Origin of the sequence: Plantibacter sp. ME-Dv--P-095, assembly GCF_030209365.1 — a bacterium.
GTDB lineage: Bacteria > Actinomycetota > Actinomycetes > Actinomycetales > Microbacteriaceae > Plantibacter.
Map to the genome: position 1 here is coordinate 258,028 of NZ_JARVSB010000003.1, position 11,666 is coordinate 269,693.

Annotated in this window: 10 protein-coding genes; 4 read left to right on the forward strand and 6 right to left on the reverse strand. The window is 70.4% G+C overall.

Translation table 11 applies throughout. The features are described 5' to 3' along the window. Positions 1–148 precede the first annotated feature (148 nt). Positions 149–718, forward strand: coding sequence for a dihydrofolate reductase family protein (locus tag QRN26_RS03795; protein WP_285035322.1), 570 nt, complete (start codon positions 149–151; stop codon positions 716–718). A gap of 27 nt (positions 719–745) precedes the next feature. Here QRN26_RS03795 and QRN26_RS03800 read toward each other — a convergent pair whose 3' ends face one another. The 3 genes from QRN26_RS03800 to QRN26_RS03810 are packed head-to-tail and all read right to left on the reverse strand — an operon-like array spanning position 746 to position 3,338. Further along, entirely contained in the window at positions 746–1,918 is a 1,173-nt protein-coding gene (locus tag QRN26_RS03800; RefSeq protein WP_285035323.1) for an acetyl-CoA C-acyltransferase, read from the reverse strand. Beyond that, positions 1,915–2,607: a CoA transferase subunit B gene (locus QRN26_RS03805; RefSeq protein ID WP_056780312.1), complete on the reverse strand. Its 693-nt coding sequence runs from the start codon at positions 2,605–2,607 to the stop codon at positions 1,915–1,917. The genes QRN26_RS03800 and QRN26_RS03805 overlap by 4 nt, the downstream gene beginning before the upstream one ends. 5 nt (positions 2,608–2,612) lie before the next feature. Then, positions 2,613–3,338, reverse strand: a complete 726-nt coding sequence (locus QRN26_RS03810) for a CoA transferase subunit A (protein WP_285035325.1) — start codon at positions 3,336–3,338, stop codon at positions 2,613–2,615. 199 nt (positions 3,339–3,537) lie between these two features. On the opposite strand from QRN26_RS03810, the gene QRN26_RS03815 reads away from it, so the two are divergent. After that, the gene (locus tag QRN26_RS03815; RefSeq protein ID WP_285035326.1) at positions 3,538–4,287 is read left to right on the forward strand and encodes an IclR family transcriptional regulator; all 750 of its coding nucleotides are present in this window, start codon (positions 3,538–3,540) and stop codon (positions 4,285–4,287) included. Between the two features lie 33 nt (positions 4,288–4,320). On the opposite strand, the gene QRN26_RS03820 is transcribed toward QRN26_RS03815, so the two are convergent. Beyond that, positions 4,321–5,190, reverse strand: coding sequence for an aldo/keto reductase (locus QRN26_RS03820; protein WP_056780308.1), 870 nt, complete (start codon positions 5,188–5,190; stop codon positions 4,321–4,323). 157 nt (positions 5,191–5,347) lie between these two features. Continuing rightward, positions 5,348–6,241 (reverse strand): LysR substrate-binding domain-containing protein, encoded by an 894-nt coding sequence (locus tag QRN26_RS03825; protein WP_285035327.1) that lies wholly within the window; start codon positions 6,239–6,241, stop codon positions 5,348–5,350. Between the two features lie 88 nt (positions 6,242–6,329). On the opposite strand from QRN26_RS03825, the gene QRN26_RS03830 reads away from it, so the two are divergent. Further along, positions 6,330–9,803: a bifunctional proline dehydrogenase/L-glutamate gamma-semialdehyde dehydrogenase gene (locus QRN26_RS03830; RefSeq protein ID WP_285035329.1), complete on the forward strand. Its 3,474-nt coding sequence runs from the start codon at positions 6,330–6,332 to the stop codon at positions 9,801–9,803. 296 nt (positions 9,804–10,099) lie between these two features. Here the strand turns inward: QRN26_RS03830 and QRN26_RS03835 are convergent, their stop codons facing one another. Next, positions 10,100–11,104, reverse strand: a complete 1,005-nt coding sequence (locus QRN26_RS03835) for an aldo/keto reductase (protein WP_056011794.1) — start codon at positions 11,102–11,104, stop codon at positions 10,100–10,102. Between the two features lie 79 nt (positions 11,105–11,183). Between QRN26_RS03835 and QRN26_RS03840 the strand changes: the two genes are divergently transcribed. Next, a complete protein-coding gene (locus QRN26_RS03840; RefSeq protein ID WP_200921067.1) occupies positions 11,184–11,651 on the forward strand; it encodes an NUDIX hydrolase in 468 nt (155 codons plus the stop codon). Positions 11,652–11,666 lie beyond the last annotated feature (15 nt).

Sequence of the window (11,666 nt, forward strand, 5' to 3'; positions counted from 1 at the left end):
ACTCCATTTATGAGGTTTTAGAGATCTAAAACACATTTTATCGTACCCTTCCTCTGCTGTACACGCGAGGGCCTCTCGGGCCGTCCCTTGTGCTCGGTCGTGACGGCGGCCTAGCCTCTGGCGTACCGGCATCGGCGACGGAGGACTCATGGGCAGGCTCATCTACTCGGCGATCACCTCGCTCGACGGTTACCTCGCCGATGAGGAGGGTCGCTTCGACTGGAGCGCGCCCGACGCCGAGGTGCACGCCTTCGTCAACGAGCTCGCGCGACCGATCGGCACCTACCTCTTCGGTCGCCGCATGTACGAGATCATGACGTTCTGGGAGACCGCGGACGAGCTCCCGGACGAACCGGCGGAGATCACCGACTTCGCCGCGATGTGGCTGGCCGCGGACAAGATCGTCTACTCGACGACGCTCGACGCGGTCTCCACGAGCAGGACCCGCCTCGAGCGGTCGTTCGACCCCGAGGCCGTGCGTCGCTGGAAGGCGGAGTCGGACCGCGACCTCAGCGTCGGCGGCCCCAACCTCGCGGCGGAGGCGATGGCCGCCGGGCTCGTCGACGAGGTGCAGCTCTTCCTCACGCCGGTGATCGTCGGCGGCGGCCTGCATGCGCTGCCGGCCAACCTCCGGCGGCGTCTCGAGCTCGTCGACGAACGCCGGTTCGCGGCCGGTGTCGTCCACCTCCGCTACACCGTCACCGGCGAACCCGTCTGAGGAGACCGAGCCGGCCGCACGCTCCGGCTAGACGGCCTCGAGGACGATCGCGGAACCCTGGCCACCACCGCCGCAGATGCCGGCCGCACCCACGGCACCCGGCCCGACGGCCGCGAGACGGCGGGCGAGGTGACCGACGATCCGCGTGCCGGACGCCCCGATCGGGTGACCGAGGGCGATCGCGCCGCCGTTCGCGTTCACGATCGCCGGGTCCACGCCGAGCTCCGACGTGGAGTGCACCGACACGGCGGCGAACGCCTCGTTGATCTCCACCGCGGCGAGGTCCTCCGCCGTGAGCGAGGTCTTCGCGAGGGCCGCGAGGATCGCGTTGGACGGCTGGGCGTGCAGCCCCACGTCGGGACCGGCGACGAGCGCGTGCGCGACGACCCGGGCGATCGGGGTGAGCCCGCGGGCGGCGGCCGCCTCCTCGCTCATGAGGACGACCGCGGCGGCACCGTCGGTGATCTGCGAGGAGTTGCCCGCGGTGATGGTGCCTTCACCACCGAACGCCGGCCGGAGTCCAGCGAGCGATTCGGCGGTGGTGTCGGCACGGAGGCCGTCATCGGCGCTCACGACCGTCGGACCCTTCCGGCCAGGCACGGAGAACGGTTCGATCTCCTCGGCCTGGATGTCCGCGGCGGCCGCCAAGCGCTGGTGCGACCCCGCCGCCCACGCGTCCTGCTCGGCGCGCGCGATACCGAGCGAGCCATTGCGCTCCTCGGTCGACGACCCCATGGAGCGGTGCTCGAAGGCGTCGGTCAGTCCGTCGTGGTCGAGGGTGTCGATGAGCTCGATGGCGCCGTACCGCTTGCCGGCGCGCGACCCCGACCAGGCGTGTGGGGCGAGGCTCATGGACTCCTGGCCGAGGGCGACGACGACGTCGACCTCGCCGGCGTCGATGAGGCGCGTGCCCGTGACGATCGCCTCCATACCGGAGAGGCACACGGCGTTGACGGTGATGGCGGGAACGGTGAAGGGGATGTCCGCGCCGACGGCGGACTGCCGTGCGGGGTTCTGGCCCGCGGCGCCCTGGAGGACCTGCCCGCCGATGACCTGCTGCACCTCGGCGGCGTCGACCCCCGCGCGGGACAGCGCGGCACGGATCGCGTGGGCACCGAGCTCGGTGGCGGGGACGGAGGCGAACGCTCCGTTGAACTTCACGAACGGGGTGCGGGCGTACCCGACGATGACGGTGCTCATGCGCGTGCCTCCTGAGGCGTGGCGGGTGCGGTCGGCACGCCGCCGGTGGTGGTCGGATCGAGCTCGACGGTGAACTCCGCACCCGTCAGTGAGCGCAGTTCGTCGACGCTCGTGTCGGGGGCGAACGCTCGCAGCACGAGCGCCCCCTCGACGATATCGAACACGGCACGGTCGCTGATGATCCGGTCGACGACGCCGACGCCGGTCAGGGGCAGGTCGCACGCCGCGACGATCTTCGGACTGCCGTCCTTCGCGACGTGCTCGGTCACGACGACGACCCGCGGCGTCCCGGCGACGAGGTCCATCGCGCCGCCCATGCCCTTGACGAGCTTGCCCGGGATGGTCCAGTTCGCGAGGTCGCCGGCGCCGGAGACCTGCAGTGCTCCGAGGATCGCCAGCTGCACGTGCCCGCCGCGGATCATGCCGAACGAGGTCGCCGAGTCGAAGTAGCTGCCGCCGTCGAGGAGCGTGACGGTCTGCTTCCCGGCGTTGATGAGATCGGCGTCCTCCTCGCCCTCGATCGGGAACGGACCCATGCCGAGCAGGCCGTTCTCGCTCTGCAGGGTGACGTGCACCCCGGGCGGGACATGGTTCGCGACGAGCGTCGGGATGCCGATGCCGAGGTTGACGTACTCGCCGTCGTGGAGTTCGGTCGCCGCGATCGCGGCCATGTCGTCTCTCGTCCACATGATGATCAGCTCCTCGCTGCTTCGCTCGCCGCGACGGCGGGTCGCACGGTCCGTTGTTCGATGTCCTTCACCCGTGGGGTCGCCGTCACGAGGCGCTGGACGTAGATGCCGGGGGTGACGACGGTGTTCGGGTCGAGGTAGCCGTCCTCGAGCACCTCCTCCGCCTCCGCGATCGTCAGGCGGCCGGCGGTCGCGACGATGGGGTTGAAGTTCCGCGCCGTGTGCCGGAAGACGAGGTTGCCCTCGCGATCGGCCCGGAAGGCGTGCACGAGTGCCACGTCGGCGACGATGCCCCGTTCGAGCACGTAGGTCTCACCGTCGAACACCTCCGTCGGCTTGCCCTCCGCGACGGGGGTGCCGACACCGGTCTTCGTGTAGAACCCGGCGATCCCCGCGCCGCCCGCGCGCAGCCGTTCGGCGAGGGTGCCCTGCGGGGTGAACTCGACCTCCAGCTCGCCGTCGAGGAACTGCTTGGCGAAGAGCTTGTTCTCGCCGACGTACGAGGCGACGACCTTCCGCACCTGACGGTTCTCCAGCAGGATGCCGAGGCCCTTGCCGTCGACCCCCATGTTGTTGGAGACGATCGTGAGGTCGGTGGCGCCGGTGTCCCGGAGCGCTTCGATGAGGTCGCTCGGGTTACCGCTCAGGCCGAACCCGCCGACGGCGATGGTGGCGCCGTCCTGGACGACCTCGTGCAGCGCTTCGGCGGCGCTCGACCAACGTTTCGTCATGTCACTCCTTCGTGGATACGGCGATCGGCGGGTGCCCACATGGTGGTACGACGATCCCGCCTGCACAGTAGTCACGCACACCTCATCCGGGGCGTCAATGCGGGGGTCGTCTCGACCGACCGATCCGCTCATGACGTGGTCGAGGCCACGGCGTATGCTCACCATGTGGACAATCCGGTGGTGCGAGGTGGCTGAGGCGATGCGCGGTGCGCAGGTCGTCTCGCGCGTGAGCCGCATCCTGAAGATCGTGTCCGAGCACCCCGGTGGTGCGTCGTCCTTGGCCGTGGCTGCGGCCGCAGGCCTGACGAGGCCGACGGCGCACCGCCTGCTCGCCTCGCTCGCGGCCGAAGGGTTCCTCGACCACGACGCCCGGGCGGCCCGCTGGCACCTCGGACCCGAACTGTTCCTCCTCGGCTCGCTCGCCGCGGAACGCTACGACGTGGCCGAACTCGCCTGCGAGAGCGTCCGCATCCTCGCCCACGAGAGCGGGGAGAGTGCGTTCCTGTCGGTGCGCCGCGGCTTCGAGACCGTGTGCCTGCTACGCGAGGAGGGCAGCTTCCCGGTCCGCTCCTTCGTGCTCACGGAGGGGGTCCGGTTCCCGCTGGGCGTTGCCTCGGCGGGGCTCGCGATCCTCGCGTTCTCGACCGACTCGGAGATCGACGACTACCTCGCGCGCGCCGACCTCGTCGAGCGGTGGGGCGAGGCCCATGCCGCCGAGCGGGTCCGGGAGCGCATCCAGGAGACGCGGGAGCGCGGGTACGCGGTGAACCCGGCACTCATCCTCGAGGGGAGTTGGGGCATGGGCGCCGCGGTCTTCGACGCCGCCGGGAAGCCCGCCTGGGCGCTCAGTCTCACCGGGATCGAATCCCGGTTCCGGCCTGAGCGCCAGGCGTTCCTCGGCGGGCTGCTCCTCGAACAGGCGCACGAGCTGTCGAAGCGGCTCCGCTGACCCCTGCCCCTGAGCCTGTCGACGGGCGGAGCGCTACTCCGAGACGGCGGAGAGCTCCTCGAACTCGTCGTCGGTCAGCTCGATCGTCGCGCCCTGCAGGTTGTCCTCCAGGTGCTCGACACTCGAGGTGCCGGGGATCGGGAGCATCACGGGCGAACGCTTCAGCAGCCAGGCCAGCGCGAGCTGCGAGGGCGTCGCGTCGTGACGCTCGGCGAGCTGCGTGAGCGGGCCGTCCTGCTTGCTCAGGGCGCCGGTCGCCAGCGGGAACCACGGGATGAAGGCCACGCCGTGCTCGGTCGACCAGTCGAGGAGGTCCTCCGAAGAGCGGTCCGTCAGGTTGTAGAGGTTCTGGACGGACGCGATCGGGGCGATCTGCTGGGCGGCCTCGACCTCGGCCACGCTCACCTGGCTGAGCCCGATGTGCCGGATCTTGCCCTCGTCCTGGAGCTTGCGGAGTTCGCCGATCTGGTCCTCGAACGGCACGGTCGGGTCGATGCGGTGCAGCTGCAGGAGGTCGATGCGGTCGACCGCGAGGCGGCGGAGGCCGAGCTCGACCTGCTGGCGGAGGTACGCGGGGACGCCGGTGGGCGTCCATTCGCCGGGGCCCTGACGCGTCTGGCCGACCTTCGTGGCGATGACGATGTCGTCGTAGGGGTGCAGTGCCTCGCGGAGGAGGGTGTCGGTGACGTCGGGGCCGTACGCGTCGGCGCTGTCGAAGAAGTTCACGCCGAGCTCAGCGGCTCGCTTGATGAGACGGATGGCGCCGTCGCGGTCGTCGGGTTCGCCCCAGACGCCCTCGCCGGTGAGCTGCATCGTGCCGTAGCCGAGGCGGTTGACCGTGAGGTCGCCGCCCAGGTCGAAGGTGCCGGCGGCGGTTGCGGGACGAGCGGTGGTGTCGGTCATGCGTGTGCTCCTTCGGAGAATGCGGGAGTTCCAGCGAAGCACTGCACGCTGGGAGTTGCACCCCCCTTGCGTGCCGGGTCCTGTCCGGTCCCTGAGCCTGTCGAAGGGCGCACTTCGACAAGCTCAGTGACCGGGGTAGGGCTCCGGTTCCTGGGGCTCAGCTCCTCGCCGCAGCCTCGAGGGCCTCGCGGAAGGCGACGATCGCCGGCCTCGCGACGCCCGATTCGCGCGCCGAGGTGAAGATGGTGCGCTCGGGGAGGTCGGGCAGGTCGACGAGGCGGCAGCTCGCGTCGCGCCCGGCCCACTGGAGGTCGGGGATGAGGGCGACGGCGTTGCCCGATTCGATGAGCCGGATCTGCGCCTGCAGGTCGGCGGTCTGGTAGCGGACGTCGGGCTCGAACCCGGCGCGACGGCACAGCTGCTCCGCGAAGTGGCGAGACGCGGCACCGTGCGGCTCCATCACCCAGGGCAGGTCGGCGGCGTCCTCGATGCGCAGCACCGGGTGGATCTCGTTCGCGGCCGGTGGGCAGGCGAGGCGGATCGGGTCCGTCGCGAGCTGCCGGCGGTCGAGTCCGGGGTGTCGCGGGGCGGCGTGCGCGGGGTACTGTTCCGCGACGACCACGTCGAAGTCGCGCGCCCAGGTCTCCGCGAGAGCCGTCTCGGGTTCGTGCTGCACCATCTCGACCCGCACCTGCGGGTGGTCCCGCCGCATCGAGCTGAGGGCCACCGGCATGAGGGCGAGCGCCGCCGATTGGAACACGGCCACGCGGATGGTGCCCGACACGGTCGTGAGCGACGCGCCGAGGTCGGCTTCGGCCCGTTCGAGGGTGTCGAGGAGGGCGTCGGTGTGTCCGACGAGGATCTCGGCCTGCGGCGTGAGCTGCACGCGGCGACCGACCTTGCGGAGCAGTTCGACGCCCGTCTCCTGCTCCAGGACCGACAGCTGCTGCGACACCGAGGAGGGGCTGAAGTTCAGGGCTGCGGCCACTTCGGCGATGGTGCCTCGGATCCGCAGTTCGCGGAGGAGCCGGAGGCGGCGGACGTCCAGCACGGCGGACTCCAATCCATCGGCTCAGCCGATGTGTATCGTTCGAGAACCTTCGCTGTATCTTATGCGTCCCGCCACTGATACTGGCACCATGACCGACACTCTTGCATCGACGCAGCAGCTCGACCGCGACGCCCTCGCAACCGAGGCCATCGCCCTCGTCCGCCGCTGGCTCCAGACCGCCTCGACGATCCCCGCCGACGCGTCCGCCCAGCAGCTCGCCGGTGTGCTGAAGGACCCGACCGGTCTCGAGTTCACCGTCGGGTTCGTCGACGGCGTCGTCCGCCCCGAGGACCTCCGCGTCGCCGCCCGCACCCTGCAGACCATCGCGCCGAAGGTGCCCGCCTTCCTGCCCTGGTACCTCAAGGCAGCCGTCCGGTGCGGTGGCGCGTTCGCCCCCATCCTCCCGGGCGTCGTCATCCCCATCTCCCGCAAGGTGCTCCGCAACATGGTCGGCCACCTCGTCGTCGACGCGACGGACAAGAAGCTCGGCCCGGCGATCGCGAAGATCAAGACCCCCGGCACCCGCCTGAACGTCAACCTGCTCGGCGAGGCCGTCCTCGGCACCGGTGAGGCGGCGCGTCGCCTCGAGGGCACCCACAAGCTCCTCGCCCGCCCCGACGTCGACTACGTGTCCATCAAGGTCTCCTCCACGGTCAGCCCCCACTCGGTGTGGGCGTTCGACGAAGCCGTCGAGCACGTCGTCACGAGCCTCACACCCCTCTTCGAGCGTGCCGCCAAGGCCAGCCCGAACAAGTTCATCAACCTCGACATGGAGGAGTACAAGGACCTCGACCTCACCATCGCGGTCTTCACGAAGCTCCTCGACCTCCCGCAGTTCCACGACCTCGAGGCCGGCATCGTGCTCCAGGCCTACCTGCCCGACGCCCTGTCGGCGATGATCCGCCTGCAGGAGTGGTCGGCCGGTCGTCGTGCCGCCGGCGGCGCGGGCATCAAGGTGCGCGTCGTCAAGGGCGCCAACCTGCCGATGGAGCAGGTCGAGGCCTCCCTCCACGACTGGCCGCTCGCCACCTGGTCGACGAAGCAGGACTCCGACACCAACTACAAGCGCGTCGTCGAGTACGCCCTGCACCCCGATCGCATCGACAACGTGCGCATCGGTGTCGCGGGCCACAACCTGTTCGACATCGCGTTCGCCTGGCTGCTCGCGAAGCAGCGTGGCGTCGAGCGCGGGGTCGAGTTCGAGATGCTCCTCGGCATGGCGCAGGGCCAGGCCGAGGCCGTGAAGCGCGACGTCGGCGAACTGCTGCTCTACACGCCCGTCGTGCACCCGCAGGAGTTCGACGTCGCGATCGCCTACCTGATCCGCCGCCTGGAGGAAGGCGCGAGCCAGGACAACTTCATGTCCGCCGTGTTCGAGCTGAGCGAGAACGAGACCCTCTTCGCCCGCGAGCAGGAGCGCTTCCTCGCCTCCCTCGCCGAGCTCGACACCACCGTCCCCGCGCCCAACCGCCAGCAGGACCGCACGAAGCCGGCCGAGGCCTCGCCCGTCGACGCGTTCGAGAACACCCCCGACACCGACCCCTCGCTCCCCGCCAACCGGGTGTGGGGACGCGACATCCTCACCCGCGTCGCCGACTCGCGGCTCGGGAACGACACCGTCGCAGCCTCCATCCTCGACAGCACTGAGGCCCTCGACGCCGTCATCGACGGTGCGACGGCCGCCGGCGCCGCGTGGGGCTCGCTCTCCGGAGCCGAGCGCGCGGTCATCCTGCACCGCGCCGGCGACGTGCTCGAGCAGCGCCGCGCCGACCTCATGGAGGTCATGGCCGCAGAGACCGGCAAGACCCTCGACCAGTCCGACCCCGAGGTGTCCGAGGCGATCGACTTCGCCCACTACTACGCCGAGCGGGCGCGCGAACTCGACCACGTCGACGGCGCGACCTTCACCCCCGCGAAGCTCACCGTCGTCACCCCGCCGTGGAACTTCCCCGTCGCAATCCCGGCCGGCTCGACCCTCGCGGCGCTCGCCGCAGGTTCGCCCGTCATCATCAAGCCCGCCCGCCAGGCCCGCCGCAGCGGTGCCGTCATGATCGAGGCGCTGTGGGAGGCCGGGGTGCCGCGTGAGGTCCTCCGCTTTGCGCAGCTGGCCGACAACTCGCTCGGTGAGCGCCTCATCGCCCACCCCGCCGTGGAGCGCGTCATCCTCACCGGTGGCTACGAGACGGCGGAGCTGTTCCGCTCCTTCCGTCCCGAGCTGCCGCTCCTCGCGGAGACCTCGGGCAAGAACGCCATCATCGTCACGCCGAGCGCCGACCTCGACCTCGCCGTCAAGGACGTCGTCGCCTCGGCCTTCGGTCACGCCGGCCAGAAGTGCTCGGCCGCATCGCTCGTGATCCTCGTCGGATCCGTCGCCTCCTCGCGCCGGTTCCGTCACCAGCTCGTCGACGCGGTCACCTCGCTGAAGGTCGGCTACCCGGTCGACCCGACCACGCAGATGGGCCCGATCATCGAGCCCGCGAAGGGCAAGCTGCTCGGCGGCCTGACGACGCTCGGTGTCGGTGAGTCCTGGCTCGTCGAGCCGAAGCAGCTCGACGACAGCGGCAAGCTGTGGAGCCCCGGCGTCCGTGCGGGCGTCGCGCGCGGCTCCGAGTACCACCTCACCGAGTACTTCGGCCCGATCCTCGGCGTCATGACGGCCGAGACGCTCGAGGAGGCCATCGCGATCCAGAACGAGATCGACTACGGCCTCACGGCCGGCCTGCACTCGCTCAACCCGGCGGAGCTGCGCGTGTGGCTCGACGGCATCCAGGCCGGCAACTTGTACGTGAACCGCGGCATCACCGGCGCGATCGTGCAGCGGCAGCCGTTCGGCGGATGGAAGAAGTCGGCCGTCGGTGCCGGGACCAAGGCCGGTGGGCCGAACTACCTCATCGGACTCGGCTCGTGGTCGAGCGCCGAGAGCACGGCCGAGCGCACCGTCGGTCGCTCGGCGGAGCGTCGTGGCCCGAAGCCCGTCGTCGCCTCGCTGCTGCGCGCCGCCGACGCGGTGCTGCCCGCCGAGGAGTTCGCGTTCCTGCGTCGCTCGGTCGTGAGTGACACGGCGGCGTGGGCCGAGGAGTTCGGTGTCGCGAAGGACGTCTCGAAGCTGACGGCGGAGCGCAACGTGTTCCGGTACGTCCCGCGTGAGGTCCACGTGCGCCTGGTCGACGGCGGGTCCGTCGCCGAGCTGCTCCGCGTCGTCGCCGCCGGTGCGACCGCGGGTGCGACCGTGCACGTGTCCTCCGCTGTGGCCCTGGCGCCGAAGCTCGTGCCGGCCGTCGAGGCGATCACCGGCACGATCACCGTCGAGAGCGAGGACCGCTGGTACGTGACGGCCTCGTCCCTCGTCGGGACGAAGGCGGGTGCGCGGGTGCGGATCATCGGTGGCACCACGGAGGGTGTCGCCCACGCGACCTCCGGCAGCCCCGACGTCGCGATCTACGCGGGCGACGTCACCGAGGCCGGCCGCATCGAGCTGCTGCCGTTCCTCCAGGAGCAGGCGGTCTCGATCACGGCGCACCGCTTCGGCACCCCGAACCACCTCTCGGACGAGCTCATCTGATCCGACTCCGCGCGGTTCGCAATTCAGGAACGCCCCGGCGTGTCATCCCGACACCCGGGGCGTTCCGCGTTCCCACGCCGCAACCGTCCTGCGTTGTGGACCGTTCTCAGGAGACCTCCGGCGCGCCGGGCGTGCGCGGCGGTGACGCGCCGGGAGTCTCCTGAGTTGGGGATCCACGGGTGGGGGAGTTCACAATTCAGGACCGGTGCGGCATGTCGGCACCGGCGGGCCACGGAAACGGGCGGCGCGCCGGAGGCGTCCTGAATTGCGAACCAGGGAGGAGGGGCCGGGGCGGTCTAGCGGAGGGTGCCGTGGACGGCGAACTCGTCGATGCGGGCGAGCTCGGCGTCGTCGAAGTCGAGACGGTGGATCGCCGCGTAGTTGCCTTCGAGCTGCTCGACCGAGCTGGCACCGATGATCGCGGACGTCACCGTGTTCCGACGCAGCACCCACGACAGCGCGAGCTGCGCGAGGGTCTGACCGCGCTCCTCGGCGATCGCCTGCAGGCCGCGGGCGCGCTCGAGGTAGGTGTCGGTGATCGACTCCTCGTTGAGGAAGTGGCTCGTCGCCGCACGCGAGTCCGACGGCACCGAGCCACCGAGGTAGCGGTCGGTCAGCATGCCCTGCGCGAGCGGGCTGAACACGACGGCACCGAGACCGAGGTCGTCGAGGGTGTCGAGGAGGCCGTCCTCGACCTCGCGGGAGAACATCGAGTACCGGGGCTGGTGCACGAGCAACGGCACGCCGAACTCGCGGATCGCGGCCGCTGCGGCGACGGTCTGCTCGGGCGAGTAGTTCGAGATACCCGCGTACAGGGCCTTGCCCGACTGCACGGCCGAGGCGAGCGCGCCCATGGTCTCCTCGATCGGCGTCTCCGGGTCGGGACGGTGCGAGTAGAACACGTCGACGTACTCGACGCCGATACGCGTGAGGCTCTGGTCGAGCGACGACAGCATGGTCTTGCGGGAGCCCCACTCGCCGTAGGGACCCTGCCACATGTAATAGCCGGCCTTCGAGGTGATGATGATCTCGTCGCGGTGCGCGGCCAGGTCGTCGGCGAAGATCTTGCCGAAGGCGGTCTCGGCGGAACCGGCAGGCGGGCCGTAGTTGTTGGCGAGGTCGAAGTGGGTGATCCCGAGGTCGAAGGCGCGACGCACGATCGCGCGCTGCACCTCGATGCTGCGGCTCTCGCCGAAGTTGTGCCAGAGGCCGAGGGACAGCGCGGGGAGGCGCAGTCCACTGCGGCCGACGCGGCGGTAGGTCATGTCGTCGTAACGGGTTTCGGCTGCTTCGTAGGGCATGGTCTGCGCTTTCATCATCGAATCGTCGTGGTGCCGGTGTCAGCGTACCGTGACCGTTCACGGTGACGACAGTGGCGACGTGGACTACCGTGAGCTGGTGCCGTCCACCTCGTCGACAGACCCGACCACGCCCGCGCCCCAGCCGCGGTCCGGATGCGGTGCGGCCATCGTCCGCGACGGTCGGATCCTGCTGCTCGAACGCCTCCGGGAGCCCGAGGCCGGGTCCTGGGGCATCCCCGGCGGCAAGGTCGACTGGATGGAACGCCTCGAGGACGCGGTCCGCCGCGAGACCCGGGAGGAGACCGGCCTGGAACTCGGACCCGTCGAGCTGCTCTGCGTCGTCGACCACTTCGAAGAACGGCTGCAGCAGCACTGGATCTCGCCCGTGTTCCTCGCGGAGACGTCGCAGGGGGAGCCGGTGCTCCGTGAACCGGAAAAACATGGCGGTGTGCGTTGGTTCCCGCTCGACCACCTGCCCGAGCGCGTGACGGTCTCCACCCGGGCGGCGGTCGAGGCGATCGGTCGGCGTCGGGGACCCGGCCGGTAGAGCGACGCCGACTCG

Bases quoted from the DNA above. Each gene is read 5' to 3' on its own strand.
- QRN26_RS03815 (WP_285035326.1), top strand. From the start codon at position 3,538: ATGCGCGGTGCGCAGGTCGTCTCGCGCGTGAGCCGCATCCTGAAGATC.
- QRN26_RS03820 (WP_056780308.1), bottom strand. From the start codon at position 5,190: ATGACCGACACCACCGCTCGTCCCGCAACCGCCGCCGGCACCTTCGAC.
- QRN26_RS03805 (WP_056780312.1), bottom strand. From the start codon at position 2,607: ATGTGGACGAGAGACGACATGGCCGCGATCGCGGCGACCGAACTCCAC.
- QRN26_RS03800 (WP_285035323.1), bottom strand. From the start codon at position 1,918: ATGAGCACCGTCATCGTCGGGTACGCCCGCACCCCGTTCGTGAAGTTC.
- QRN26_RS03795 (WP_285035322.1), top strand. From the start codon at position 149: ATGGGCAGGCTCATCTACTCGGCGATCACCTCGCTCGACGGTTACCTC.
- QRN26_RS03835 (WP_056011794.1), bottom strand. From the start codon at position 11,104: ATGCCCTACGAAGCAGCCGAAACCCGTTACGACGACATGACCTACCGC.
- QRN26_RS03810 (WP_285035325.1), bottom strand. From the start codon at position 3,338: ATGACGAAACGTTGGTCGAGCGCCGCCGAAGCGCTGCACGAGGTCGTC.
- QRN26_RS03830 (WP_285035329.1), top strand. From the start codon at position 6,330: ATGACCGACACTCTTGCATCGACGCAGCAGCTCGACCGCGACGCCCTC.